This window comes from Streptomyces sp. NPDC104096, assembly GCF_055584385.1.
Window position 1 is genome coordinate 1 of sequence record NZ_JBVJMD010000081.1, and the last position, 24,789, is coordinate 24,789.

Here is a 24,789-nt window from a genome sequence, read left to right on the forward strand (position 1 = left end):
CCCGGGGGACGACCCCCGGACCCCCGGCCGGTCCGGATGCGGGCGCTCATCGGCCGGCCTCCTGCGTGGTGTTGAGGATGTTGACGCCCCTGAACAGGGCGGACGGGCAGCCGTGGGAGACCGCCGCGACCTGGCCCGGCTGGGCCTTCCCGCAGTTGAACGCGCCGCCGAGGACATACGTCTGCGGCCCGCCGACGGCCTCCATGGACCCCCAGAAGTCGGTGGTCGTGGCCTGGTAGGCGACCTCCCGCAGCTGGCCGGTGAGCCGCCCGTTCTCGATCTTGAAGAAGCGCTGCCCGGTGAACTGGAAGTTGTACCGCTGCATGTCGATGGACCAGGACCGGTCCCCGACGACGTAGACACCCCGGTCGACACCGCCGATGAGGTCCTCCGTGGACATCCCCGCGGGATCGGGCCGCAACGACACGTTGGCCATGCGCTGCACGGGCACATGCCCCGGCGAGTCGGCGAACGCGCACCCGTTGGACCGCTCGAACCCGGTCAGCCGGGCGGTCCGCCGGTCCAGCTGGTAGCCGACCAGCGTGCCGTCCTTCACCAGGTCCCAGGACTGCGCCTCGACGCCCTCGTCGTCGTACCCGACGGTCGCCAGGCCGTGCTCGGCGGTGCGGTCACCGGTGACGTTCATCTGCGGCGAGCCGTACCGCAACGTGCCGAGCTGGTCGAAGGTGGCGAAGGACGTACCGGCGTACGCGGCCTCGTAGCCGAGCGCGCGGTCCAGCTCGGTCGCGTGCCCGATGGACTCGTGGATCGTCAGCCACAGGTTGGACGGGTCGACGACCAGGTCGTACAGACCCGGCTCGACACTCGGCGCCCGCATCTTCTCCGCCAGCAGCTCCGGCAGCTCCGCCAGCTCCGACTCCCAGTCCCAGCCCGTGCCGGTGAGGTACTCCCAGCCCCGGCCCACGGGCGGCGCGATGGTCCGCATCGAGTCGAACTCGCCGCTCGACTCGTCCACCGACACCGCCGTGAGCTGCGGATGCAGCCGCACCCGCTGCTGCGTGGTGACGGTCCCGGCGGTGTCCGCGTAGAACTTGTTCTCGTGCACGGTGAGCAGCGAGGCGTCGACATGGTTGACACCCGGCGCCGCCAGCAGCTGCCCGCTCCACTGCGCCAGCAGCCCCGCCTTCTCCTCGTCCGGCACGCCGAACGGATCGATCTCGTACGACGAGACCCAGGTCTTCTCCGCGTGCACGGGCTCGTCGGCGAGCTCGACCAGCTCGTCCGACCCGGCCGCCCTGAGCACCTGGGCGGAGAGCTTGGCCATCGCCACCGCCTGGGAGGCGACCTTGGCCGCCGCGTCCATCGTCAGATCGACGCCCGACGCGAACCCCCACGTGCCGCCGTGCACGACCCGCACCGCGTACCCGAGGTCCGTGGTGTCGGACGACCCCGACGGCTTCGCGTCCCGCAGCCGCCACGACGCGCTGCGCACCCGCTCGAACCGGAAGTCCGCGTGCTGCGCGCCGAGCGCCCGCGCCCGCGCGAGCGCGGCGTCGGCGAGGGCCCTGAGCGGCAGCGCCAGAAATGACTGATCGATTTCATGGGGCACGGATGGGGATCCCTTCGAGCTTCTCGTGGAACAGGGGGAGGGTACGGGACCAACTCCCGTACCCTCCCACGAACATCACGTCCGACGCCGACCCAATTGCTCTTGAACCGGCCCGGCTCGGGGGTGATGCGCATGGCGCTCCTCGCATCTGTTCCAGCGGACTCACCGTGGCCCGGCGGTCCAGGACCCGGGAACGCAGCCTGCCATGGCGCCGATGGCGGATACCGGCCTCACCGGGATCGGCGGTCGAACGTGAACGCGGTGTCCGGGCGCTCGGCCGGCAACGTCTGGCGTCCGGGACGGGCCGCCACCCTGCCGCCGATCTGCTCCGCCCCGGACCTCATGGGGACCGACCGGAGCCGCGTCGACCTGTAGGGATCCCACAGGACCTGCCGTCCGCCACTGTCGGTGCCCGCTTCCTTGCAGGCAGGCGGCTACCGATAGGTTTTCGGTGAAGCCGCCTGTGGTCCAGTTCGTTCGGGCGGGTGTGTCAAACCCCTACGGAAAGGGTGATCCGTTGAGCCGCTCGGTTCTCGTCACCGGAGGAAACCGGGGCATCGGCCTCGCCATCGCCCGCGCGTTCGCCGATGCCGGCGACAAGGTCGCCATCACGTACCGGTCGGGCGAGCCGCCGGCCGCGCTGACCGAGCTGGGCTGCCTGGCCGTCAAGTGCGACATCACCGACACCGAGCAGGTGGAGCAGGCCTACAAGGAGATCGAGGCCGCGCACGGCCCGGTGGAGGTCCTGATCGCCAACGCCGGCGTCACCAAGGACCAGCTCCTGATGCGCATGTCCGAGGAGGACTTCACCTCGGTCGTCGACACCAACCTCACCGGCACCTTCCGTGTGGTCAAGCGCGCCAACCGCGGCATGCTGCGGGCCAAGAAGGGCCGGGTCGTCCTCATCTCGTCGGTGGTCGGACTGCTCGGTTCCGCCGGACAGGCCAACTACGCCGCCTCCAAGGCCGCCCTGGTCGGCTTCGCGCGCTCGCTCGCCCGTGAGCTGGGCTCGCGCAACATCACCTTCAACGTCGTCGCGCCCGGTTTCGTCGACACCGACATGACCAAGGTGCTCACCGACGAGCAGCGCGCGGGCATCGTCTCGCAGGTCCCGCTCGGCCGGTACGCGCAGCCGGAGGAGATCGCCGCGACGGTGCGGTTCCTCGCCTCGGACGACGCCTCGTACATCACTGGAGCCGTCATCCCCGTTGACGGCGGACTGGGAATGGGTCACTGATCACCATGAGCGGAATTCTCGAGGGCAAGCGTGTCCTGATCACCGGTGTGCTGACGGAGGCCTCCATCGCCTTCCACGCCGCCCGGCTGGCCCAGGAGCAGGGCGCCGAGGTCATCCTGACCGCGTTCCCGCGCCCCACGCTGACCGAGCGCATCGCCAAGAAGCTCCCCAAGCCCACCAAGGTCATCGAGCTCGACGTCACCAACGACGAGCACCTCGCGCGCCTGGCCGACGTCGTCGGCGAGGAGCTCGGCGGCCTCGACGGCGTCGTGCACTCCATCGGCTTCGCGCCGCAGGACGCGCTCGGCGGCAACTTCCTCAACACGCCGTTCGAGTCGGTCTCCACCGCCATGCACGTCTCGGCGTTCTCCCTGAAGTCGCTGACCATGGCCTGCCTGCCGCTGATGCAGAACGGCGGCTCGGTCGTCGGCCTCACCTTCGACGCCTCGTTCGCGTGGCCGCAGTACGACTGGATGGGCCCGGCCAAGGCCGCCCTGGAGGCCACCAGCCGCTACATCGCGCGCGACCTGGGCAAGCAGAACATCCGCTGCAACCTCATCTCCGCGGGCCCGCTCGGCTCCATGGCCGCCAAGTCCATCCCGGGCTTCAGCGATCTGGCCGCCGTGTGGGACAGCCGCTCCCCGCTGGAGTGGGACCTCAAGGACCCGGAGCCGGCAGGCAAGGGCGTCGTCGCACTGCTGAGCGACTGGTTCCCGAAGACCACCGGCGAGATCGTCCACGTGGACGGCGGTCTGCACGCCATCGGTGCGTGATCCTTCGTACGTCGTCCCGTACGACGTCGACGCCCCGTTCCCCGCAGCGCGCGGGGGGCGGGGCGTCACCCGTTCGGCCCCTTCGACCAGGCCTGAGCGGGTGACGATTGCGCACAATGGAGTAACGCGTACCCCACGCGAGATCCTCCCCAGCCCGGCCGAGGAGGTCCCCCTTGTGCGCCTGTCCCACAGCCTGGCCCCAGTGACCGTAGCCGTCGCTCTTGCGCTGTCCCTGCCGTACGAGGCGATGCCCCACCCGCGCGTGAAGGCAGGGGATCAGCAGGCCCCGCGGCAGCCGTTCGGGGCCGAGTGCCGGACCACCGTCGACGGCTCCCATGTCGTCGCCTACTGCCACAACCCCTATGCCGACATCGATCGTGTCGCTCTGCACGTCGAGTGCGACCGTTGGTGGGACCTCGACGTCGACGGTCCCGTCGTCGACACCGGGCCCGCGATGACCGTACGACTGGCCGGCCGGTGCTGGATGGAGGTGCGGTCGGTGTGGATCAGTCACCAGAAGCGGTGAAGCGCCCCGGCCGGCACAGGAGCGGATAGCCGGCCGCCTCCGCGGCGGCCGTGTCCGCGTCGCCCGAGCGGATCGCGTCGACCAGCCGGGTGTGCTCCATGTACGCCTCCGGCGTCAGCTCCTCGCCGACGTCGTCGCGCAGCCAGTCGCGCAGCACCTCGCCCAGGTCCGCGTGCATCGCGGTCATGACGTCGTTGTGGGACGCGGACACCACCGCCAGATGGAAGGTCGCGTCGGCCACCACGAACGCCTCCGCGTCCCCCGACGCCCAGGCCTCCTCGCGGCGCAGCAGCAGCGTGTCGAGCTGCTTGAGGTCCTTCTCGGTACGCCGTTCGGCCGCCAGCCGGGCCGCCGCGGACTCCAGCGCGGAGCGCAGTTCGGCGATGTGCCGCGGATCGGCGCCGGAGAAGCGGCGGTGCATCACGCCCGCCAGCTCGCTGGTCGCCACGACGTAGGTGCCGGAGCCCTGGCGGATGTCCAGCAGACCGTTGTGCGCGAGCGCCCGGACGGCCTCGCGGACCGTGTTGCGGGCGACCCCGAGCTGCTCGACCAGCTCGGGCTCGGTCGGGATCCGGGAGCCGACCGGCCACTCGCCCGAGGTGATCTGGTTGCGCAGCTCGGCGATGACCTGCTCGGACAGCGCCGAGCGACGGGGATGGCTCAGGGGCATGGCACACCTTCGCACGCGGCGGGCGGTCGCGGGCCACCCGGGGATGGACAACCAATCATCCCATGATTCTATGATGGACCTCATGGCGAACGAGGGAACCGGGACGGTGGCGTCCACGAACACGAAAACGGACACGAGCGCGGCCATGGACAGGAACACGGCCACGGGGACGAGCGCGGGGGGCGGCACGGGCAAGGGCACGGCCGCGCGCGCGTGGGTGCCGCGTCTGGTCGCCGTCGGCATCGTGCTGTCCGCGCTCAACCTGCGCCCCGCCATCACCAGCCTCGGCGCCCTCCTGGAGGAGGTCCGGGACGGGCTCGGGATGAGCGGCAGCCTCGCCGGGGTGCTCACCTCGGTGCCGCCGCTCTGCTTCGCCGTCTTCGGCGTCATGGCGCCCAGGCTCGCCCGCCGCTTCGGTCCGGCCGCGGTGGTCTGCGCGGGCATGGTCGCGATCACCGCCGGTCTGCTCGTACGGCCGTACGCGGGAAGCACGGCCGGGTTCGTCGCGGCCAGCGCGCTCGCCCTCATGGGCATAGCGGTCAGCAACGTCCTGATGCCGGTCATCGTCAAGCGCTGGTTCCCGGACCGGGTCGGCTCCATGACCGGTCTGTACTCCATGGCGCTGGCCCTCGGCACCTCCACCGCCGCCGCCGTGACCGTGCCCATGACCAGGGCGCTCGGCGGCAGTTGGCAGACCGGGCTCGTGGTCTGGGCGGCCCTGGCCGCGGCGGCCGTACTGCCGTGGCTGCCGCTGGTCCGAGGCCGGGGCGCCATGGCCGCGCCCGAGCCCGTGGCTGTTTCCGTGCCTGTGTCCGGGGCCGAGCGTGGGGCCGGGACCGGGTCCGAGCGCGTGTCCGGGTCCGGGGCCGGGGAGCCGAGCCGCCCCGCGCTGCGGATCACCCGCAGCCGTACCGCCTGGGCGCTCGCCGTCTTCTTCGGCCTCCAGGCCACGGCCGCCTACATCACCATGGGCTGGATGGCGCAGATCTTCCGGGACGCCGGGGTGCCCGCGAGCACGGCCGGACTGCTGCTGGCCGTGACGATGGTGATGGGCGTCCCCCTCGCCTTCGTCATCCCGCGCCTGGCCACCCGGCTGCCCCACCAGGGCCCCATCGTGCTCGCGCTCGGCGCCTGCGGCCTGGCCGGGTACGCCGGCCTGTACCTCGCCCCGGCCGGCGGTGCCTGGGCCTGGGCCGTGCTGCTCGGCGTCTCCAACTGCGCCTTCCCGCTGGCCCTGACGATGGTCGGGATGCGGGCCAGGACCGGGGTGGGCGTGGCCCAGCTGTCGGCCTTCGCGCAGAGCACCGGCTATCTGATCTCGATCCCCGGCCCGCTGCTGGTGGGCGTGCTCTACCAGCACAGCGGCGGCTGGGGGCTGCCGATCGCGCTCATGGCGGCACTGATGGTCCCGCAGATGGCCGTGGGCGTGCTGGCCGGGCGCGACCGTACGGTGGAGGACGAGGCGGCGCGCTGACCGCACCCCGGCGGCACCCGGCCGGCGGCGGGTGCGAGACTTGCCCCATGCCCGTGCTCGAACCGAATCCGCCGGACGGCCAGAAGAAGATGCTCATGGTCTTCGGCTCGTTCCTCGCCATCTTCGTGATCATCGCCGTCATCGCGACCATCGCCTCGCCCTGACGCCCTCGACGCCTCCTCGGGCCCTCGCGGCCCGTCTGACCTGGCGCGATCCGGCACGACCCGCTTCCTGCGGCCTCCCAGCGGCTCCGCGTCGAGCGGCCGGTCGCGGCGTCCATGGCGGTACCGCCCCCTCCTGTGGTGGGGCCAGCCCCCCAGTCCCCTAGGGGGCCAGGGTCAGGGTCAAGTGGGTGGGCCACCGGATGGGTTGGGGCCCCTGGACTCCGTAACTTCGAGGTGTGGCCGCGACCGGCGGGCCACGGACCACGCGGAGACCAGCGGAGGCATCCATGTCGGCCCCCACGCACCCCCGGACCCACCCGGCGACGACGGGCCCTGCCGACATCCGGCTGCCCTGGTGGGCGCTCGCCCTGCCGGCGCTGGCCTTCATCACCCTGCTCGCGCTGATGCTGAACCCGTCCGACGCCCAGGCGGCGACCGCGGGCGATCCGGCGATCACCCATCTCCTGGAGCGCGTACGGGAGTTGCTGGCCCGCTACTGACGTGCTCGCCGAAGGACCGCCGGACCCCGCCGCGGCACCGGAAGCCGCCGGTGAAGCAGCATCTCAACTGCCTGCGCCCCATGGCGTGTTTCATGCGAAGCTGGATTCCATGAGCGTCGCTGAATTCCGCAGGATTGTCCTCTTCCGACATGCGAAAGCCGACTGGCCCGAGGTGACCGATCACGAGCGGCCGCTCGCCGACCGGGGCCGCAAGGACGCGGCGGTCGCCGGACTCAAGCTCGCCGACTCCGGCATCGCCTTCGACCTGGCCCTGTGCTCCACGGCGGTCCGTACCCGCGAGACCTGGAAGATCGCCGTCTCGGAGTTCGCGCACCGGCCGAAAACCGCCTACGAGGAGCGGATCTACGAGGCCTCGCCCGGCGAGCTGATCGCACTGCTCAACGAGACGCCCGACGACGTGCACAACCTGCTCCTGGTCGGTCACAACCCGGGTGTGCAGAACCTCGCCGACATCCTGGCGGGCTCGGCCGAGGGCGACGCCCGGCAGCGGATGAGCGCCCGGGGCTACCCGGCCGCCGCCTTCGCCGTACTGACCTTCGAGGGGTCCTGGAAGACCCTGGAGCCCGGCGTGGCCACCCTGGTCGACTACTGGGCGCCGAGCGACTGAGCGCTCACCCGCAGTGCGCGAGGGGTCCTGCACCGGCTCGGTGCAGGACCCCTCATCGCTCGTCAGTCGCCGGTCGCCGGTCGCCGGTCGTCAGTCGCCGGTCGTCGGTCGCCGCGGACACCGTCCGCAGCCGTGCGGGAACGGTTCAGCACTGGTCGTCGTGGGTGTCCGCCGCCTCGACCTCTTCGCGGGTGACGCCCAGCAGATACAGCACCGTGTCGAGGAAGGGCACGTTCACCGCCGTGTGCGCCGCCTCGCGCACCACCGGCTTGGCGTTGAAGGCGACCCCCAGGCCGGCCGCGTTGAGCATGTCCAGGTCATTGGCGCCGTCGCCGATCGCCACCGTCTGGGCCAGCGGTACGCCCGCCTCGGCGGCGAACCTGCGCAGCAGCCGTGCCTTGCCCGCCCGGTCCACGATCTCGCCCGTGACCCGGCCGGTCAGCTTCCCGTCGACGATCTCCAGGGTGTTGGCCTGGGCGAAGTCCAGCCCGAGCCGCTCCTTGAGGTCATCGGTGACCTGGGTGAACCCGCCGGAGACGATGCCGACTTGGAAGCCCAGCCGCTTCAGCGTACGGATCAGCGTGCGCGCCCCCGGCGTGAGCCGCACCTCGGCGCGCACCTTCTCCACCACGGAGGCGTCCAGCCCCTCCAGCAGGGCCACCCGCGCGTGCAGCGACTGCTCGAAGTCCAGCTCCCCGCGCATCGCGGCCGCCGTCACCTCGGCGACCTTGTCCTCGCAGCCGGCGTGCGCCGCGAAGAGTTCGATCACCTCGTCCTGGATGAGCGTGGAGTCCACGTCCATGACGACCAGCCGCTGGGCACGCCGGTGCAGGCCCGCCGACACGACCGCGATGTCCACACCGAGCGCGGCCGCGTCGGTCACCAGCGTGGTGCGCAGCGGTTCCGTCTCCACGCCGGACACCGCGAACTCCACCGCGGTCACGGGGTACTTGGCCAGCCGGAAGATACGGTCGATGTTGCCGCCGGCCCTGGTGATCCGGGCGGCGACGGCGGCGGTCGACTCCGCGGTGAGCGGATGACCCAGCACGGTGACGAGGGAGCGGCCGTGACCGCGCGGCCTGTTGTCGCCGATGCCGGAGATGATCTCCGCCTGCATCTTCATCGAGTCCGCCCAGCTGTGGACGGTCGCCCGCAGTTCTCCCTGCAGCTCCGGGGACGGCTCGGTGACGAGCACGCACAGCACCATCCGGCCACGCGTGACGACCTGCTCGATGTCGACCACGTCGACGGAGAAGGCGGCGAGGGTGTCGAAGAGGCCGGCGGTGATGCCCGGCCTGTCCTTGCCGAAGATCTTGACGAGGAGAGTGGGGACGTCAGCTGTCGAGGTCTGCGAAGCGCTCATGGTGTCACCACCGTATCCGGCACCCCGTGCCTTTTGCGCCTCACGTCCGTCTGACGGACACATAACACTTCATGTCCACCGGACAGCGGGCATCTTACGAGCAGGCTACGACCGCGCCCCGGAGGGCGTCGAGCCGGGCGCCCGTCCGGCGGCCACGGCCGAGGCGCAGCTCACCGGGGCCCTTTCGGGGCAGGTGGCGGTGGGGGAGGCGGGCCCTCCTCCGGCGTGGTCGGCGGCCGCTGCCCGGGACGCCGGCCAGGGGGGCGCCGCGGGGGCGGATCGAACGGCCGGGCCACGGTCGGGGCCCCGTACACGTCGTGCCTGTCGCCGTACTTGTCGTCGTGTCTGGCGTCGTGCCTGTCGTCGCGCGCGGTCGGCTCCCCGGGCGACCACCGTCCGCCCGACTCGCCGGCCGCCCCCGCACCGTCCGTGTCGCCCGCCGTCCCCGTACCGGCCCGGCCGCCCGGCCCGCCGGTGCCGGACCCGCCGCCCGGTGGCCGCGCGTCCTGCGGTTCGCGCAGCTCGTCCGGCAACCGCAGGTACGGATTGGTGACGGGGTTCGGCGGCCGGTGGGGCGTGCCCGGCGTGTACGGCCCCGACTGCGCCGCGTACGGCCGCGCCGCCCCGTACCGCCCGGGAACCCCGCCGCCGGCCGCCGTACCCGGCCCCGAGGCCCCGTCGGTCCCGTGGGCCGCCCGGCCCCCGACCGTGTCACCCAGTGCCAGGGGAGCCGCCCGCCGTCCCGCCGCCCCGGCCCCGTGCGCCAGCAGCGCCCCGACGGCCCCCGCCCCCGCGCCCCACACCGCGCCGAGGAGCAGCGCCGCCCCCAGGTGGCCGTGGAGCTCGATCCCGGCGCCGAACGCGTCGAAGCCGAGCACCGACAGCGAGGCGTTCACGGACACCTCCGTCAGCCAGGCCAGCAGCGGCAGCGCCGACGCGGTCACGACCCCCAGCCGCAGCGCGCACCGTCCCGCGAAGCCCAGCGCGCCCGGATCCCCCGCGCCGCCGGGCCCGCCGCCCGCCGCCTCCGTCCCGGGACCCGGTACGTCCGACGAGGGGCGGCCCGATGCCGCGAGCGCCCCCGTACCGCCTACGCCGAGCGTCCCGGGCCCGTCCACCGATGTCCCGACCCGAGCCCGTACCGCGGCCGCCACCGGCGTCCGTACCGCCGTCAGCACCCCGGCGAGCAGCATCGCCAGCGCCGCCGCGACCGCCAGCAGCCACACCCGTCCGTCCAGGTCCGCCAGTCGGCCCAGCGTCACCGGCCGGTCGGACGACACGCTGAGCAGCCGGTCCAGCGGGTCGGGCAGGAGCCTGCCCAGCGCTCCGGTGGCCCGGCCGTCCCACGGCACGAACAGACCGAGCGGCAGACCCAGCCACACCCCGTTCGGCGCGCCGAGCAGCGCGGCTCCCGCGATCCGCTCGGGGTGGTCGTCGCCGATCGCCGCGTACGCCGCCGCCGCGACGCCCGCCGCCACCGCCACCAGCACCACCGTGACCAGCGCGGACACGGCCGGCCGCACCACCCGGTGCACGGCCGTCCAGCCGGCCGGCAGCGGCGTGCGGCGCGAGGCCAGCAGGGCGATCAGCAGGACCCCGGTCGCCCAGCCCAGACCCCCCAGCAGGGTGGGCGCCGTGTCGACGGAGAACCCGACCGCCGCCTTCGCGTCGACCAGGTCGCCCAGCCGGTCCGGCAGCAGCCCCCCGATGTTCCCGAGATCCCCCAGCCCCGGCACGCTCACCCCGCCGCCACCGCCCCCTCCGCCCGGCAGGTCGTCGAGGCCGAGCGAGCCCCCGTCGAGGGTGACGACGTCATGGCCCGCCCAGGCCAGCCCGCCCAGCATCGCCACGAACAGGGCGATCATCGCCCCCGCGCGCGCGAGGAGTTCGGCCGGCGAGATCACGACTCCGGCCGTGCGCAGCGACCGCAGGAAGAACCACGACAACAGCAGCGCCCCGACCAGCCCCACGCCCAGTGGCGTGATCTCGATGGCCGTGGTGGCCTGCGCGCCTTTCAGGCCGAAAGCGGACACGTCCCCGGACGGCGAGACCGAACCACCGGCCCCCAGGGTCACGACCGCCGCGGTCATCGGGCCGAGCGAGCCCGCGGTGTCGGCCTCCAGCAGATGCAGCCCGAGCGCCGCCGTGCCCGCCATCCCGATCAACGCCCAGCTCACCGCGGCGATCGCGGACAGCAGGACGTCCCCCCAGGGCACGCCTTTGCCCGGTCGGGCATTTCCGCCGGTCCAGACGCCCGTGCCAGCACTCATGGCAGACCCCCCGATCCGCTGCGCGGCGGCCACCGCGCACCATGCCCCCCTCGTGGGGGATTACCACTCTCCGGTCCGGTTTCGACCCCGTCAACGGCGCGGGCCGAAGCGTGCGTACGCCGTCGTCACAAGGCCCGACTTTCGGTCAGGCGGCCGCTCCTGAAATAGTTCCCCCCGATGTTCGACATCCCTAGACTCCCTGTGATGGGGGTAACTCGGGGGACAACTCAGTGGGGCTGGAGTGCCGGAACTCGTACTGGAATTGAACGGACGCACCTGGACGCTCGATCCGTCCAGGCCATACACCCTGGGACGTGATCCGCAGGGTGACATCGTCCTCGACGACGCCAGGGTCTCCTGGCGTCACGCCACGGTCAGCCACAACGGCCGCGGTTGGGTCATCGAGGACCACGGAAGCACCAACGGCACGTTCGCGCAGGGCCGACGCATCCAGCAGATGGAGCTCGGCCCCGGCTCGACGGTGCACCTGGGCAACGCCAACGACGGTCCGTGCATGACCCTTTCGGGCGCCGCACCCGTCGCGCAGCCCCAGCCGCAGCCGTACGCCGCGCAGGGCGCGAACCCCGGCTGGGCCCAACAGGCCCCGCAGACACCGCAGGCGGACGGCGCGTGGAGCCAGCCGGCCCCGTCGATCCCGCAGCAGCAGGGGCCCGGTGGGGGCGCGGGGGCGCCACCGGTCTACGGCGACCGCAGCCCGACCACGTTCCACCAGTTCTCCCTCGGCCGGGTGATGCGCATCGGCCGTGCCCTGGAGAACGACCTGGTCGTCTCGGACCTCCAGGTCTCCCGCAACCACGCGGAGTTCCACTCGACGCCCGACGGCCGCATGGAGATCCGCGACCTGGGCTCGCACAACGGCACGTACGTCAACGGCCAGCCGATCCCCAAGGGCGGCACCCAGCTGCTGGGCCCGACCGACATCGTCGGCGTCGGCCACTCGACGTTCCGGATCGTCGGCGACCGGCTGGAGGAGTTCGTCGACACCGGTGAGGTGTCCTTCTCCGCGCGCCACCTCACCGTCACCGTCGACGGCGGCAAGCAGATCCTCAAGGACGTCTCCTTCGGCGTCCCCGAGAAGTCGCTGATCGCGGTCATCGGACCGTCCGGTTCCGGCAAGTCGACGCTGCTGAAGGCGCTCACCGGCTACCGGCCCGCCGACCAGGGCGAGGTCCTCTACGACAACCGCAACCTGTACAAGCAGTTCGCCGAACTGCGCCAGCGCATCGGTCTGGTCCCGCAGGACGACATCCTGCACAAGGAACTGACCGTCAAGAAGGCCCTCAAGTACGCGGCCAAGCTGCGCTTCCCGGCCGACACCACGGCCGCCGAGCGCGAGGCCCGGATAGACGAGGTGCTGCGCGAGCTGAAGCTGGACATCCACAAGGAGAAGAAGGTCACCTCCCTCTCCGGCGGCCAGCGCAAGCGTGTCTCGGTGGCCCTGGAGCTGCTCACCAAGCCGTCGCTGATCTTCCTGGACGAGCCGACCTCCGGCCTCGACCCGGGCATGGACCGCGATGTCATGCAGCTGCTGCGCGGCCTCGCCGACGACGGCCGTACCGTCCTCGTCGTCACCCACTCGGTGGCCGAGCTGGCGATCTGCGACAAGCTCCTGGTGATGGCGCCCGGCGGCTCGGTCGCCTACTTCGGTCCGCCGGAGGAGGCGCTGAACTTCTTCGGCTACGACACCTGGGCCGACGTCTTCTCCGCCTTCGAGAACTACCGCGACTACGACTGGGCGGGCCGCTGGAAGGGCTCGCAGCACTACCAGATGTACGCCGCGGACATCGACGCCGTCGCGCCGCAGTCCGTACCGATCGCGCCGATGCAGGCGATGAAGCCGCCGAAGCCGCAGGGCTGGATGTCCCAGTTCGTCACGCTGGTGCGCCGCTACACCTCGGTGATCGCCTCGGACAGGGGCTTCCTGGCGCTGATGGTGATCCTGCCGGCCGTGCTCGGCGCGGTGAGCCTGCTCATCGACGCCGACCACACTCTGCTGCCCAACCCGGCCAACCCGAAGACCGGCCGGATCATCCCCAACGGCACGGCCACCACGGTGCTGCTGATCCTCGCGGTCGGCGCCTGCTTCGCCGGTGCCGCCAACTCCGTACGAGAACTGATCAAGGAACGGGTCATCTACGAGCGGGAGCGCGCCACCGGCCTGTCCCGCTCGGCCTATCTGATGTCCAAGGTGTTCGTGCTCGGCGCGATCACCGTGTTCCAGGGCGCCCTGGTCGGCACCATCGGCTTCTTCAGCCGGACGATCCCGGACAAGGGCCTGGTCTTCGGCGGCGCGACCATCCTCGAACTCTCGGTGCCGATCATGGCGCTGGGCTTCACCTCGATGATGTTCGGCCTGATCATCTCCGCCCTGGTGAAGACCGCCGAGAAGACCATGCCGCTGCTGGTCATGTTCGCGATCATCCAGGTCGTCTTCACCGGCTGCCTGTTCACCCTGCACGGCTCGGTGGGCGTCAACGAGTTCTCGTACCTGATGCCGTCGCGCTGGGCGGTCGCCGCGGCCGGCGCCACGCTGGACTTCAACAAGATCAGCCCGCCCACGGACGGCGGGAGCACGGACCCGCTGTGGGACCACACCGTGGGCGCCTGGGGTCTGGACATGGCCGTCCTGATCGTCCTCGGCGTGATCTGCGGCTTCTTCGTGGCCCGCTTCCTGCGCCGCCACGAGCCCGAGGTCATGCGCAAGTAACCCGGTCCGTACCGACCCGGTCCGTACCGACCCGGTCCGTACCGACCCGGTCCGTACGACGCCGAAGGGCGGCACCCCTGCCGGGGTGCCGCCCTTCGGCGTCCGCGCTCCGAGGCCCGCGCCGCCTCAGTACGCGCTGTTGACGTTGTCCATCGAGCCGTACCGGTCGGCCGCGTAGTTGCAGGCCGCGGTGATGTTGGCGACCGGGTCGTAGATGTTCCACGAGGTGCCGGCCACGTGGTACGCGTTGAAGGTCGGCTGGATGACCTGGAGCAGGCCCTTCGACGGGATGCCCTTGGCGGCGTTGCTGTCCCAGCCGTTCATGGCCATCGGGTTGCCGGAGGACTCCCGCATGATGTTGCGGTGCAGACCGCTGTAGCTGCCCGGGATGCCCTTGCTCTGCATGATGTCCAGGGACTCGCGGATCCAGCCGTCGAGGTTGTTCGGGTACGTCTTCGGCGCGGCCTTCTGGACCTGGGGGCGCTCGGCGGCCCGGCTCGCGGGCTTGTCGGCCGGGCGTTCCGCGGCCTTCCGAGCGGCGGCCTGCCGGTCGGCCTCGGCCCGTCGCTTGGCCTCGGCCTGCTGCCGCGCGGTGTCCTCGGCCTTCTTCTGCGCGGCGATGGCCTCGACCTTCACGCTGGTACCGGCGAGCTGGTCGGTGACGCTGGCCTTGACGTCCTTGATCTGCTCGGTGCTGTAGGCCACGCGCGCCGTGGTGACGGCCTGGCTCGTGGTCTCGGCGCTGCTCGGAACCGCGGAGACGACGACAGTGGTGACACCGAGGGCGGCGACACCGATGACGGCGATCTTGTGAGACCTGTTCAGCTTGGGACTGTAACCACGGGCGCGGCTGTGCTTGGGCATGACAGATGACCTCTTCGTTAGCGCGGAGGTCGCTCTTCCGTCCGGCGGGGGACACCTGTGCTTTCGGCACGAGCACCCCGGGACAGAACCCGTGGCGCTGAGCGACGACAGCAATTCTTAGCTGTCGCAAAACCCGGTGGCAAAGATGTGACGTACGAAATCGGATAGTGGACCCGGTAGGTGCAAACCGGGGCATATTAGGTGGTCTTTCCCGTTCATACAGGATGTTGATATCTCCTATGACCCCTAGTACGTGATGCGGACCCTATGTGGCGACTCACAGGCCCGACGGGAAGTGCTCACTGAGAGTTGCTAAAGCAACCCTCTGGGTCAGAGGCGGAGGCCAGGGGCGGGGCCGGGGACCGAGGTCCCCGGGCCGGGGCCCACGGAGCTCGGGACCGGGGCCCGCGGACCTCGGACCTCGGACGTAGGCCCACCGGCCCGGCCGGGGGCGCCGTCGGACCGATCCCGCTGTCGTGGCCCGCCGGTACGGTGAGGTCATGAGTCAAGGCCCCCGGTCCGGCCTCGTCGCGGTGAGTGCCGCGCTGCTGGCCATGAGCAGGCACCTGGAGGTGCGCGACGTCCTCAAGACGATCGTCGCCTCGGCCCGTGAACTGCTCGACGCGCAGTACGCCGCCCTCGGCGTCCCGGACGACCACGGCGGCTTCGCCCAGTTCGTGGTCGACGGGGTCAGCGACGAGCAGTGGAAGGCCATCGGCCCGCTCCCGCGCCAGCACGGCATCCTCGCCGCGATGCTCCACGAGACCGGCCCCGAGCGCCTCGCCGACGTGCGCAAGGACCCCCGCTTCGAGGGCTGGCCCGAAGCCCATCCCGAGCTGTCGGACTTCCTGGGCCTGCCGATCCGCGACGGCGACGAGGTCATCGGCGCGCTCTTCCTCGCCAACAAGCTGCGCCCGGCGGACGGGCGCCCGGCGGACGGACACTCCGCGTGCGGACGCCCGGCGGACGGCGAGGCCGCGTGCGGAGAGCCGGCGGACGGGTGCGGCTTCACGCGGGAGGACGAGGAACTGCTCTCCATCCTCGCCCAGCACGCCGCCATCGCCCTCACCAACGCCCGCCTCTACGAGCGCAGCCGCGAACTGACCATCGTCGAGGAGCGCTCGCGGCTCGCCCACGAACTGCACGACGCGGTGAGCCAGAAGCTGTTCTCGCTGCGCCTGACCGCACAGGCGGCCGCGGCCCTGGTCGACCGCGACCCCGCCCGCGCCAAGGGAGAGCTGCAACAGGTGGCCGCGCTCGCCGCCGAGGCGACGGAAGAACTGCGCGCCGCGGTGGTCGAGTTGCGCCCCGCCGCGCTGGACGAGGACGGTCTGGTCGCCACGCTCCGCACCCAGACACAGGTCCTGGACCGCGCCCACACCGCGCGCGTCACCTTCACCGCCCACAAGTTCCGCGCGCTCCCGGCAGCCCAGGAGGAGGCCGTGCTCCGGGTCGCCCAGGAGGCCCTGCACAACGCCCTGCGGCACTCCGGGGCGGCGCACGTGGACGTGACGGTGGGCCGCCACGGCTGCGGCGCGGTCCTGCGCGTCACGGACGACGGCGGCGGCTTCGAGCCGCAGACGGTACGACAGGCCGGACGCCACCTGGGCCTGGTCTCCATGCGGGACCGGGCGAGCGGGGTCGGCGGCACCCTGACGGTGGAGTCGGCGCCCGGCAAGGGCACCACGATCGAGCTGGAGGTCCCCGGTGGCTGATCCCATCAGAGTGCTGCTCGTCGACGACCACCAGGTCGTCCGCCGAGGCCTGCGCACCTTCCTGGAGGTGCAGGAGGACATCGAGGTCGTGGGCGAGGCCGCGGACGGCGCCGAAGGGGTCGCCCGCGCCGAGGAGCTGACCCCCGACATCGTCCTGATGGACGTCAAGATGCCCGGCACGGACGGCGTGGAGGCCCTGCGCCGACTGCGCGAACTGGCCAACCCCGCGCGCGTGCTGATCGTCACCAGCTTCACCGAACAGCGCACCGTGGTCCCTGCGTTGCGCGCGGGCGCCGCCGGTTACGTATACAAGGACGTGGACCCCGACGCGCTGGCCGCGGCCATCCGGTCCGTGCACGCGGGTCACGTCCTGCTCCAGTCCGAGGTCGCCGCCGCGCTGTTGTCCCAGGAGGAGGCCAACTCCGGCCAGGGCAGGGGCGGTTCGCTGACGGACCGGGAGCGCGAGGTGCTGGGGCTGATAGCGGACGGCCGGTCCAACCGCGAGATCGCCCGTGCCCTCGTCCTGTCCGAGAAGACGGTCAAGACGCACGTCTCGAACATCCTGATGAAGCTCGACCTCGCCGACCGCACCCAGGCCGCGCTGTGGGCCGTACGCCATGGCGTGACCAGCTGATATGACCACCGCACCGCGCTCACGGTGACGCTCCGGAAAGGTTCCGCCCCGGTCTGAGATTCATACCGTCGTGGGAATGTCCCCCGGATGGCGCATCCTTCGTGGATCTCCGCCGTTCTCCAGTGCGTGCTGCGGCGATTGCCGCGGTGACCACAAGGAGGGGTTGAGAAGTGAAGAACCTGAAGAAGGCGGCGGCCGTGACGATGGTGGCCGGCGGGCTGATCGCCGCGGGAGCCGGCATGGCCTCCGCGACCGACGGCGCGTGGGCCGGCGGCGAGGCCAAGAACTCGCCCGGCGTCGTCTCGGGCAACGTCGTCCAGGCTCCGGTGCACATCCCCGTGAACGTGGTGGGCAACAGCGTCAACGTCGTCGGTCTGCTGAACCCGGCGTTCGGCAACCTCGGCCTCAACCACTGACCCAGCCGCCCCACGGCAACGCCCATCGGCCTCCCGGACACTCCCGGGAGGCCGACCGTCTTCCCCGCCTCGCCCCCACCCCGCACGACCGCCCCGGGGGTCCGCCCCGACGGATCCGGGCCTGTCCGGTCATGCCGCGACTCCGCCCGACGGATGCGGGTCCGTCCGCTCCCGCTGTCCGCCCCGGCGGACGCCGGCCCGTCCGGCCGCGCCGCCGGTCTGCCCGCGTCCGCTGCCCAGCCCGGCCGTGCCGTGGGTCGGCCGGACCGCTGCCGGTCTCCGGCACCCGCTCCCGCCCCGGCCGTGCCGCCGATCGCTCCGACCGCTGGGTCCGCCCGCTGTCGCCGCCGGTCCGCCCGTGCCCCGGGCCATCCGGCCCCACCGGACCGACGGACCCGGATAACCCGGCGCCCGGACTCCGGGGGCACGAGCGTCGGTCACCCGCGGCCGACGCTCACCGCACCCCCCGCTCCCGCTCCTCCACGACGGAGTTGTACGCGGCCACCTGTGCCCGCCGGGCCGTTCGCTCCACCGGCCGCAGGGCCTGGGTCCGCGCTCCCATCTCGGACGCGCTCACCGCGCCCCCGTGCCCCCTCTCGTGCGCCAGTGCGACCAGCAGCCCCACCCGCTGCGCCAGCTCCAGCACCCGCACCGCCCGCGGCGGATACCCCGGTGCCAGCACTTCCCGCCCCCGCTCGGCCCGAGCCCGGTACGCGTCCAGTGCCGCCTCCGCCACCGGCCCCGAACCGGCGACGTCCAGCCGGGAGAGAACCGCCGTCGCCTCGCGCAGCGCCTCGGCGAGTTCCCGTTCCGCCTCGCCCAGCGACGGCACGTCCGCGGGCGGAGCCTCCCGCACCGGCAGACAGTGCCAGACCACCTCGACGTGCACGTCACCGGCGGGCCCGGCCTCGTACACCTCGGGCACGAGCCCCAGCGCGGCCCCGTGGCAGACCACCGCCTCCTCGGCCTCCAGCGCCCGCGCATTGAACTCGGGCGGCCCGCTCAGCCCCAGCGGATGCCCCGGCGCGGGCAGCGCGACCAGCAGCCCGGTCACACCCAGTCTGCGCAGCCGCCCCAGCGCCAGCGTCAGCCCGACCGGCCCCGGCTCACCGGGCAACCCCTCCACCCGGTGCACGGCGTCCTCCCCGACGACGGCGAGCACGGCGTCATCAGGAGAGGCAAATCCGGCCAAAAGGGCATTTCCCCAAGCGGCGAGGCGTCCAGAGCGCGGTTCCGTGAGCATGTCTCCACCCTAAGGACCGGACCGATGGAATGGAGCGGGCGGCCGGTGGCGTAGATTTCTTCGAGGGCTGCGCCCACCGGCGCACGCGACAGCCGAGACGCCGAGACCGGCCACACTGCAAGGGGAGACAACGCGCTCATGAGCGAAGTTCTGGAACTTCAGGACGTATCCGTGGTCCGTGAGGGCCGGGCTCTCGTGGACCAGGTCTCCTGGTCGGTCAAGGAAGGTGAGCGCTGGGTCATCCTCGGCCCGAACGGCGCCGGCAAGACGACCCTCCTGAACATCGCCTCCACCTACCTCTTCCCCAGCTCGGGCAGCGTGTCCGTGCTCGGCGAGACGCTGGGCAAGCCGGGCAGCGACGTCTTCGAGCTGCGCCCGCGCGTCGGCGTGGCGGGCATCGCCCTGGCCGACAAGCTCCCCAAGAAGCAGACCGTCCTGCAGACCGTGCTGACCGCCGCGTACGGCATGACGGCCGGCTGGCACGAGGAGTACGAGGCCGTCGACGAGCAGCGCGCCCGCGCCTTCCTCGACCGCCTCGGCATGACGGAGTTCCTCGACCGGAAGTTCGGCACCCTCTCCGAGGGCGAGCGCAAGCGCACCCTCATCGCCCGAGCCCTGATGACCGACCCCGAGCTGCTGCTGCTCGACGAGCCGGCGGCCGGTCTCGACCTCGGCGGCCGCGAGGACCTGGTCCGCCGCCTCGGCCGGCTGGCCCGCGACCCGATCGCCCCCTCCATGATCATGGTCACGCACCACGTCGAGGAGATCGCCCCGGGCTTCACCCACGTCCTGATGATCCGCCAGGGCAAGGTCCTCGCCCAGGGCCCGCTGGAGCTCGAACTCACCTCCCGCAACCTCTCCCTCTGCTTCGGCCTCCCGCTCCTCGTCGAGCAGGTCGGTGACCGCTGGACCGCGCACGGCCTGCCGATGAACTGAGGTCCCGAAAACCTGAAGCAGCCCCCAAGTACCCCTGGGCGCCCTGTCGGTGACCGGTCCCGCGGACCTACCATGGCCGTGTGAACGACATCGACGCATGGGTGTGGTGGCTCGTCGCCGCGGCAGCGCTCGGCATCCCGCTCGTGGTGACCGCGATGCCGGAGTTCGGCATGTTCGCCGTGGGCGGGGTCGCCGCCGCCGTGACGGCCGGACTCGGCTTCGGCGTCGTCGCCCAGGTCCTCGTGTTCGTCGTCGTCTCGGTCGCCCTCATCGCCGTGGTGCGTCCCATCGCGAACCGGCACCGTGCGCAGCGGCCCCAACTCGCCACGGGCATCGACGCCTTGAAGGGCAAGCAGGCCCTCGTCCTGGAACGCGTCGACGGCTCCGGAGGCCGTATCAAGCTCGCCGGAGAGGTCTGGTCGGCGCGTTCCCTCGACGCCGACCGCGCCTACGAAGCGGGCCAGGAGGTGGACGTCGTCGACATCGAGGGAGCCACGGCGATCGTCATCTGACCTCGCTCGACGCAAGTGACCGGAACACCCCACGAGGCACACGAGGGTCTGTCAGACTCGACCAGCAAGATCTTCAACAACCATAAGATCTTCCGAAAGCGCCGAGGCGGAGAAAGGCACGGGGAGCCACGATGGAACCGGTCATCATCGTATTGATCATTCTGGTGGTGTTGGTCTTCATCGCCTTGATCAAGACGATCCAGGTCATCCCACAGGCGAGCGCGGCCATCGTGGAGCGCTTCGGCCGCTACACGCGCACACTCAACGCGGGCCTCAACATCGTGGTCCCGTTCATAGACACCATCCGCAACCGCATCGACCTGCGTGAGCAGGTCGTGCCGTTCCCGCCGCAGCCGGTGATCACCCAGGACAACCTGGTGGTCAACATCGACACCGTCATCTACTACCAGGTGACCGACGCCCGCGCCGCCACCTACGAGGTCGCCAGCTACATCCAGGCCATCGAGCAACTCACCGTCACCACGCTGCGCAACATCATCGGTGGCATGGACCTGGAGCGGACCCTGACCTCCCGCGAGGAGATCAACGCCGCTCTGCGCGGTGTCCTCGACGAGGCGACCGGCAAGTGGGGCATCCGGGTCAACCGCGTCGAACTCAAGGCGATCGAGCCGCCGACCTCCATCCAGGACTCGATGGAGAAGCAGATGCGCGCCGACCGCGACAAGCGCGCCGCGATCCTCACCGCCGAAGGTACCCGCCAGGCCGCCATCCTCACCGCGGAGGGCGAGAAGCAGTCCCAGATCCTCCGGGCCGAGGGTGAGGCCAAGGCCGCGGCCCTGCGCGCGGAGGGCGAGGCCCAGGCCGTCCGTACGGTCTTCGAGGCGATCCACGCCGGAGACCCGGACCAGAAGCTGCTGTCGTACCAGTACCTCCAGATGCTCCCGAAGATCGCCGAAGGCGACGCCAACAAGCTCTGGATCGTGCCCAGCGAGATCGGCGACGCCCTCAAGGGCCTCTCCGGCGCCATGGGCAACTTCGGTTCCATGGGCGGAGGTTCGGGCAACGGCAACTCCGGTGCCACGGAGCGCCGGGAGAAGCCGACCCTCGACTGACCACCGGCACACGCGGACGGAAACCGGGGCCCACCTCCGAAGAGAGGGGCCCCGATTTCGTCGGACCACGCCCAGGCGGGCGCGGCAGCCGGCTCAGGCGGCGGGCTGCCCCAGCCACTCCGGCAGCGCGTCGAAGTCCTCGTGCCCCAGCGACAGCAGCATCGCGTCCGCGGGCGTCGGCTCGAACGGCTGCCGCAGCAGCGGCATACCCGCCTGCTCCGGTGTCCGGTCGGCCTTGCGGTGGTTGTCCTCCGCGCACGAGGCGACCGTGTTCAGCCAGGAGTCCCTGCCGCCCTGCGCCCTCGGCACCACGTGGTCCACGGTCGTCGCCCGCCGGCCGCAGTACGCGCACCTGTGCCGGTCCCGCACCAGCACGCCCCGCCTCGACCACGGAGCTTGTCTTCGGAAGGGCACCCGTACGTACCTGCACAGTCTGATCACCCGGGGCGCGGGTATGTCGACCGCGGCTCCGCGCATACGCAGTTCGGGGTGGGCCTGCTCGACGACGGCCTTGTCCTGGAGCACCAGAACGACGGCTCGGTTCAACGTCACCGTCGACAGCGGCTCGAAACTGGCGTTCAGTACCAGCGTGTCTCGCATTCCAGCCCACCTCCCATGCGCACCGGCCCACTCCCCGGCGGGCTTGGATCAACTCTGGCCGGGCACGCCGAGATGGACAACGCAATAAAAAATGCCCGCCTCTGATCACTTCCAAGACCAGAGGCGGGCAAACGTTCTATGAACGTCAGACTGCGGCTACTTCGTACTCACCGATCAACTGGGCACGCGCGACCGCGTGGAACCGCAGGTTGAACCCGACGACCGCGGGCGACACGTCCGCGTCCGGACCGAGCTTCTCCTGGTCCACCGCGTACACCGTGAACACATACCGGTGCGGGCCGTCGCCGGGCGGCGGCGCGGCACCGCCGAAGTCCTTCGTGCCGTAGTCGTTGCGCACCTGCACGGCACCCTCGGGCAGCCCCTCGAACTTGCCGCTGCCCGCACCGGCGGGCAGCTCCGTGACCGAGGCCGGGATGTCGAACACGGTCCAGTGCCAGAACCCGCTGCCCGTCGGGGCGTCCGGGTCGTAGCAGGTCACGGCGAAGCTCTTGGTCTCGGGCGGGAAGCCCTCCCACCGCAGCTGCGGCGAGGTGTTGCCGGCCGCGTGGACCTGAGCGTCCTTGAGCGTCGCGCCCTCCTGGACGTCCTCGCTCGTCACCGTGAACGACGGCACGGGCGGATGGAAGTCATGGGGGAGCGGCCGCCGCTTGAGCTCGGTCACCTCGATACCTCCTGATCGGTTTCCTTGCACTGAGCTCCGAGCCTAGAACCAGCTGCGCTTGCTGCCGACCTCGGACAGCCACTGGTTGAGGTATGCCGCCCAGTCGGTCCCGTGGAAGTCGTGCTGACCCACCTGGAAGGAGCGGAAGGTGTCGCTGCCCTCGCTGAACAGGCCCGGCTTCTTGTCCATCTCCAGGACGACGTCCATCGCGTGCTCGTCGGCCACGAAGCTCAGCTCGACCTGGTTCAGCCCCCGGTACTGCGACGGCGGGTAGAACTCGATCTCCTGGTAGAAGGGCAGCCGCTGCCGCGTGTTGCGGATGTGACCGCGCTCCATGTCCGCGTTCTTGAAGCGGAAGCCGAGCTGGATGAAGGCGTCCAGGATCGCCTTCTGCGCCGGCGTCGGGTGCACGTTGATCGGGTCCAGGTCACCGGAGTCCACGGCCCGCGCGATCTCCAGCTCGGTGGTCACCCCGATGTGCATCCCGCGCAGCGCCTGCCCGTCGATCATCGTGATCGGCGTCTCCCAGGGGATCTCCAGCCCGAACGGCACCGCGTGCACGGCACCCGCCTGGAGTTCGAAGGCACCACCGAGCCGCACCTTGGTGAACTCGATGTCCTGCTTGTACTCCTGGTCGCCGCTCTCGACCTCGACCTTCGCCTGGAGCCCGACCGACAGCCCCTCGATCTGCTGGTTGACGGACCCGCCGTGGATCCGGACCTCACCCTGGACGACGCCACCCGGAACGACGTTGACCTCGGTCAGCACGGTCTCGACCGAAGCCCCACCGGCCCCCAGACTCGCGAGCAGCTTCTTGAACCCCATGACTCTCCCTTTACGTGTGGACCTCTGATCCCTACCCACGCGGTCCGGCCGTGACCGGTTCCGTGCCCCACACCCTGGCAAGGCGAGCGCTCCCTGACTACCCCGTCGGACCGCCCCGTCTGCACTACTCTCGGAGGGCATGATCGCGACCCCTGACCGTACGCCCCACGACAAGGACCCCGTCGACCGGCCCGTACCCGAAGTCGCCCCCGATCCTCTCCGCCGCTTCCTCGCCCGTTCCGCCGAAGAAGTCGCCCCCGAACTGCTCGGGGCCGTCCTCACCCACGAGACCTCCGAGGGAACCGTGCGGATCGCCATCACGGAGACCGAGGCGTACTCCGGCGCGGCCGACCCCGCCTCCCACGCCTACCGGGGCAGGACACCCCGCAACGCCGTGATGTTCGGGCCCGCGGGACACCTGTACGTCTACCGGTCCCACGGCCTCCACTGGTGCGCCAACATCGTCACCGGAACGGACGGTACGGCCTCGGCCGTCCTCATCCGCGCGGGCAGGGTCGTCGAAGGGGAGGACCTGGCACGCAGACGACGAGGGGCGAAGGTCGAGACCGCACGCCTGGCGCGGGGCCCGGGGAACTTCTGTCAGGCGCTCGGCATCACGGCCGAGCACGACGGCGCGGACCTGCTGACGGGTGCCTCGGTGGCACTGTCCGAGGGCGAGCCGGCACCCGCCGCGCTCATCCGGGTCGGCCCCCGGGTGGGCGTGAGCAAAGCCCACGACTGGCAGCACCGCTTCTATCTCGCCGGTGATCCGACAGTCTCCGCGTACCGGCTGAGCCCAAGGGCCAAGCCGTCCGGCGAGGCCTGAGCCGGCGCGCAGACATCGGCTTTCGGCCCGACACGACAAGGAACGGGCCAAAGACCGAGCCCGCCCGGCCACCGCTCTCGGCACGGCCCGCGCACCGGCCGGCACGCGCACATGCCCGCTCGCCTGCTCCTCCAGTGGCACCGGGGCACCGTCGACCCGACCGCGCCGCCCCCGCTGGGCCCACACGCCGAGACGCCGACCAAGTTGACGCGCACCCACAGGGTGCGTAATGTGGTCCGAGCCGCTGAACCGGATATGGCGATCGCCAGCAACCGGGAGTGGCCAACCCACTACTCACGACCACCTCTGACGGGGTCCATTTCGACGTGCCTGCACGTTCGAATTCGGATTGTCGAAAGCTCGATTATGAGCTGCGGAGAGAATCGGCTAACGTAGTGAATGTCGAAAGGCCGACAAGCGAAAGCAAAGAAGCCTGAGGCAAATCCCGTCGACAGGGAATCGGATCGCGAAACGGTCTGATAGAGTCGGAAACGCAAGACCGAAGGGAAAAAGCCCGGAGGAAAGCCCGAGAGGGTGAGTACGAAGGAAGCGTCCGTTCC

General features: G+C 71.1%; 24 protein-coding genes. 15 read left to right on the top strand and 9 right to left on the bottom strand.

The genetic code is table 11. The annotated features are described in order from the left end of the window. Positions 1-46: 46 nt before the first annotated feature. Positions 47-1,570: a TldD/PmbA family protein gene (locus ACZ60B_RS39415; RefSeq protein ID WP_469396032.1), complete on the bottom strand. Its 1,524-nt coding sequence runs from the start codon at positions 1,568-1,570 to the stop codon at positions 47-49. Positions 1,571-2,087: 517 nt separating this feature from the next. Between ACZ60B_RS39415 and fabG the strand changes: the two genes are divergently transcribed. From fabG to ACZ60B_RS39430, 3 genes are all read left to right on the top strand, one after another. Then, positions 2,088-2,807 carry a 3-oxoacyl-[acyl-carrier-protein] reductase gene (gene fabG / locus ACZ60B_RS39420; protein ID WP_152892583.1) on the top strand — a complete coding sequence of 240 codons (720 nt, stop codon included), beginning with the start codon at positions 2,088-2,090 and terminating at the stop codon, positions 2,805-2,807. A 5-nt stretch (positions 2,808-2,812) separates the two neighbouring features. Next, positions 2,813-3,580, top strand: coding sequence for an enoyl-ACP reductase FabI (fabI, locus tag ACZ60B_RS39425; RefSeq protein ID WP_469396034.1), 768 nt, complete (start codon positions 2,813-2,815; stop codon positions 3,578-3,580). Between the two features lie 175 nt (positions 3,581-3,755). Next, the gene (locus ACZ60B_RS39430) at positions 3,756-4,106 is read left to right on the top strand and encodes a hypothetical protein (protein ID WP_469396037.1); all 351 of its coding nucleotides are present in this window, start codon (positions 3,756-3,758) and stop codon (positions 4,104-4,106) included. Here ACZ60B_RS39430 and ACZ60B_RS39435 read toward each other — a convergent pair. Further along, positions 4,087-4,776, bottom strand: a complete 690-nt coding sequence (locus tag ACZ60B_RS39435) for a FadR/GntR family transcriptional regulator (protein ID WP_450667655.1) — start codon at positions 4,774-4,776, stop codon at positions 4,087-4,089. The two genes, ACZ60B_RS39430 and ACZ60B_RS39435, sit on opposite strands and share 20 nt — an antisense overlap. A gap of 82 nt (positions 4,777-4,858) precedes the next feature. On the opposite strand from ACZ60B_RS39435, the gene ACZ60B_RS39440 reads away from it, so the two are divergent. The 4 genes from ACZ60B_RS39440 (at position 4,859) to ACZ60B_RS39455 (ending at position 7,542) form a co-directional block, all read left to right on the top strand. Further along, on the top strand, positions 4,859-6,250 hold the full coding sequence (locus ACZ60B_RS39440; protein WP_469396040.1) for a CynX/NimT family MFS transporter: 1,392 nt from the start codon (positions 4,859-4,861) through the stop codon (positions 6,248-6,250). Positions 6,251-6,297: 47 nt separating this feature from the next. Further along, positions 6,298-6,414, top strand: a complete 117-nt coding sequence (locus tag ACZ60B_RS39445; RefSeq protein WP_450667657.1) for an SGM_5486 family transporter-associated protein — start codon at positions 6,298-6,300, stop codon at positions 6,412-6,414. A gap of 287 nt (positions 6,415-6,701) precedes the next feature. Next, positions 6,702-6,914 carry a hypothetical protein gene (locus ACZ60B_RS39450; protein ID WP_469396043.1) on the top strand — a complete coding sequence of 71 codons (213 nt, stop codon included), beginning with the start codon at positions 6,702-6,704 and terminating at the stop codon, positions 6,912-6,914. Positions 6,915-7,023: 109 nt separating this feature from the next. After that, entirely contained in the window at positions 7,024-7,542 is a 519-nt protein-coding gene (locus tag ACZ60B_RS39455; protein WP_469396045.1) for a SixA phosphatase family protein, read from the top strand. A gap of 145 nt (positions 7,543-7,687) precedes the next feature. On the opposite strand, the gene serB is transcribed toward ACZ60B_RS39455, so the two are convergent. Then, positions 7,688-8,905 carry a phosphoserine phosphatase SerB gene (gene serB, locus ACZ60B_RS39460; RefSeq protein WP_469396047.1) on the bottom strand — a complete coding sequence of 406 codons (1,218 nt, stop codon included), beginning with the start codon at positions 8,903-8,905 and terminating at the stop codon, positions 7,688-7,690. A 170-nt stretch (positions 8,906-9,075) separates the two neighbouring features. Continuing rightward, positions 9,076-11,175 carry a streptophobe family protein gene (locus ACZ60B_RS39465; protein WP_469396050.1) on the bottom strand — a complete coding sequence of 700 codons (2,100 nt, stop codon included), beginning with the start codon at positions 11,173-11,175 and terminating at the stop codon, positions 9,076-9,078. Positions 11,176-11,416: 241 nt separating this feature from the next. On the opposite strand from ACZ60B_RS39465, the gene ACZ60B_RS39470 reads away from it, so the two are divergent. Further along, entirely contained in the window at positions 11,417-13,903 is a 2,487-nt protein-coding gene (locus ACZ60B_RS39470; protein ID WP_469396052.1) for an ABC transporter ATP-binding protein/permease, read from the top strand. 126 nt (positions 13,904-14,029) lie between these two features. Here the strand turns inward: ACZ60B_RS39470 and ACZ60B_RS39475 are convergent, their stop codons facing one another. Then, complete coding sequence (locus ACZ60B_RS39475; RefSeq protein WP_469396054.1) at positions 14,030-14,767, bottom strand: transglycosylase SLT domain-containing protein; 738 nt, start codon at positions 14,765-14,767, stop codon at positions 14,030-14,032. Positions 14,768-15,267: 500 nt separating this feature from the next. Between ACZ60B_RS39475 and ACZ60B_RS39480 the strand changes: the two genes are divergently transcribed. The 3 genes from ACZ60B_RS39480 (at position 15,268) to ACZ60B_RS39490 (ending at position 17,532) form a co-directional block, all read left to right on the top strand. Continuing rightward, the gene (locus ACZ60B_RS39480) at positions 15,268-16,482 is read left to right on the top strand and encodes a GAF domain-containing sensor histidine kinase (RefSeq protein ID WP_469396058.1); all 1,215 of its coding nucleotides are present in this window, start codon (positions 15,268-15,270) and stop codon (positions 16,480-16,482) included. Next, entirely contained in the window at positions 16,475-17,116 is a 642-nt protein-coding gene (locus ACZ60B_RS39485; RefSeq protein ID WP_469396060.1) for a response regulator, read from the top strand. The genes ACZ60B_RS39480 and ACZ60B_RS39485 overlap by 8 nt, the downstream gene beginning before the upstream one ends. A gap of 170 nt (positions 17,117-17,286) precedes the next feature. Continuing rightward, positions 17,287-17,532, top strand: coding sequence for a chaplin family protein (locus tag ACZ60B_RS39490; RefSeq protein WP_162469872.1), 246 nt, complete (start codon positions 17,287-17,289; stop codon positions 17,530-17,532). Positions 17,533-17,986: 454 nt separating this feature from the next. Here ACZ60B_RS39490 and ACZ60B_RS39495 read toward each other — a convergent pair whose 3' ends face one another. Then, positions 17,987-18,775 carry a hypothetical protein gene (locus ACZ60B_RS39495; protein WP_469396063.1) on the bottom strand — a complete coding sequence of 263 codons (789 nt, stop codon included), beginning with the start codon at positions 18,773-18,775 and terminating at the stop codon, positions 17,987-17,989. A gap of 138 nt (positions 18,776-18,913) precedes the next feature. Here ACZ60B_RS39495 and ACZ60B_RS39500 point away from each other — a divergent pair, with 138 nt between their 5' ends. The 3 genes from ACZ60B_RS39500 (at position 18,914) to ACZ60B_RS39510 (ending at position 21,296) form a co-directional block, all read left to right on the top strand. Continuing rightward, positions 18,914-19,711, top strand: coding sequence for an ABC transporter ATP-binding protein (locus tag ACZ60B_RS39500; protein ID WP_450667668.1), 798 nt, complete (start codon positions 18,914-18,916; stop codon positions 19,709-19,711). Between the two features lie 80 nt (positions 19,712-19,791). After that, positions 19,792-20,223 (top strand): NfeD family protein, encoded by a 432-nt coding sequence (locus tag ACZ60B_RS39505; RefSeq protein ID WP_469396066.1) that lies wholly within the window; start codon positions 19,792-19,794, stop codon positions 20,221-20,223. A 131-nt stretch (positions 20,224-20,354) separates the two neighbouring features. After that, on the top strand, positions 20,355-21,296 hold the full coding sequence (locus tag ACZ60B_RS39510) for an SPFH domain-containing protein (protein ID WP_469396068.1): 942 nt from the start codon (positions 20,355-20,357) through the stop codon (positions 21,294-21,296). 93 nt (positions 21,297-21,389) lie between these two features. Here the strand turns inward: ACZ60B_RS39510 and ACZ60B_RS39515 are convergent, their stop codons facing one another. From ACZ60B_RS39515 to ACZ60B_RS39525, 3 genes are all read right to left on the bottom strand, one after another. Then, positions 21,390-21,896 (bottom strand): HNH endonuclease, encoded by a 507-nt coding sequence (locus tag ACZ60B_RS39515; protein ID WP_392621946.1) that lies wholly within the window; start codon positions 21,894-21,896, stop codon positions 21,390-21,392. Positions 21,897-22,041: 145 nt separating this feature from the next. Beyond that, positions 22,042-22,578: a YbhB/YbcL family Raf kinase inhibitor-like protein gene (locus tag ACZ60B_RS39520; RefSeq protein ID WP_469396072.1), complete on the bottom strand. Its 537-nt coding sequence runs from the start codon at positions 22,576-22,578 to the stop codon at positions 22,042-22,044. A gap of 42 nt (positions 22,579-22,620) precedes the next feature. Next, complete coding sequence (locus ACZ60B_RS39525; RefSeq protein WP_469396074.1) at positions 22,621-23,403, bottom strand: sporulation protein; 783 nt, start codon at positions 23,401-23,403, stop codon at positions 22,621-22,623. A gap of 139 nt (positions 23,404-23,542) precedes the next feature. Here ACZ60B_RS39525 and ACZ60B_RS39530 point away from each other — a divergent pair, with 139 nt between their 5' ends. Continuing rightward, positions 23,543-24,229 carry a DNA-3-methyladenine glycosylase gene (locus tag ACZ60B_RS39530; RefSeq protein ID WP_469396077.1) on the top strand — a complete coding sequence of 229 codons (687 nt, stop codon included), beginning with the start codon at positions 23,543-23,545 and terminating at the stop codon, positions 24,227-24,229. Positions 24,230-24,789: the final 560 nt, after the last annotated feature.

Coding starts and splice junctions, on each gene's coding strand:
- ACZ60B_RS39495 (WP_469396063.1), bottom strand. CDS start 18,775: ATGCTCACGGAACCGCGCTCTGGACGCCTCGCCGCTTGGGGAAATGCC.
- ACZ60B_RS39475 (WP_469396054.1), bottom strand. CDS start 14,767: ATGCCCAAGCACAGCCGCGCCCGTGGTTACAGTCCCAAGCTGAACAGG.
- ACZ60B_RS39445 (WP_450667657.1), top strand. CDS start 6,298: ATGCCCGTGCTCGAACCGAATCCGCCGGACGGCCAGAAGAAGATGCTC.
- ACZ60B_RS39440 (WP_469396040.1), top strand. CDS start 4,859: ATGGCGAACGAGGGAACCGGGACGGTGGCGTCCACGAACACGAAAACG.
- ACZ60B_RS39480 (WP_469396058.1), top strand. CDS start 15,268: ATGAGTCAAGGCCCCCGGTCCGGCCTCGTCGCGGTGAGTGCCGCGCTG.
- ACZ60B_RS39450 (WP_469396043.1), top strand. CDS start 6,702: ATGTCGGCCCCCACGCACCCCCGGACCCACCCGGCGACGACGGGCCCT.
- ACZ60B_RS39510 (WP_469396068.1), top strand. CDS start 20,355: ATGGAACCGGTCATCATCGTATTGATCATTCTGGTGGTGTTGGTCTTC.
- ACZ60B_RS39455 (WP_469396045.1), top strand. CDS start 7,024: ATGAGCGTCGCTGAATTCCGCAGGATTGTCCTCTTCCGACATGCGAAA.
- ACZ60B_RS39525 (WP_469396074.1), bottom strand. CDS start 23,403: ATGGGGTTCAAGAAGCTGCTCGCGAGTCTGGGGGCCGGTGGGGCTTCG.
- ACZ60B_RS39465 (WP_469396050.1), bottom strand. CDS start 11,175: ATGAGTGCTGGCACGGGCGTCTGGACCGGCGGAAATGCCCGACCGGGC.
- serB (WP_469396047.1), bottom strand. CDS start 8,905: ATGAGCGCTTCGCAGACCTCGACAGCTGACGTCCCCACTCTCCTCGTC.
- ACZ60B_RS39515 (WP_392621946.1), bottom strand. CDS start 21,896: ATGCGAGACACGCTGGTACTGAACGCCAGTTTCGAGCCGCTGTCGACG.
- ACZ60B_RS39500 (WP_450667668.1), top strand. CDS start 18,914: ATGAGCGAAGTTCTGGAACTTCAGGACGTATCCGTGGTCCGTGAGGGC.
- ACZ60B_RS39435 (WP_450667655.1), bottom strand. CDS start 4,776: ATGCCCCTGAGCCATCCCCGTCGCTCGGCGCTGTCCGAGCAGGTCATC.
- fabI (WP_469396034.1), top strand. CDS start 2,813: ATGAGCGGAATTCTCGAGGGCAAGCGTGTCCTGATCACCGGTGTGCTG.
- ACZ60B_RS39530 (WP_469396077.1), top strand. CDS start 23,543: ATGATCGCGACCCCTGACCGTACGCCCCACGACAAGGACCCCGTCGAC.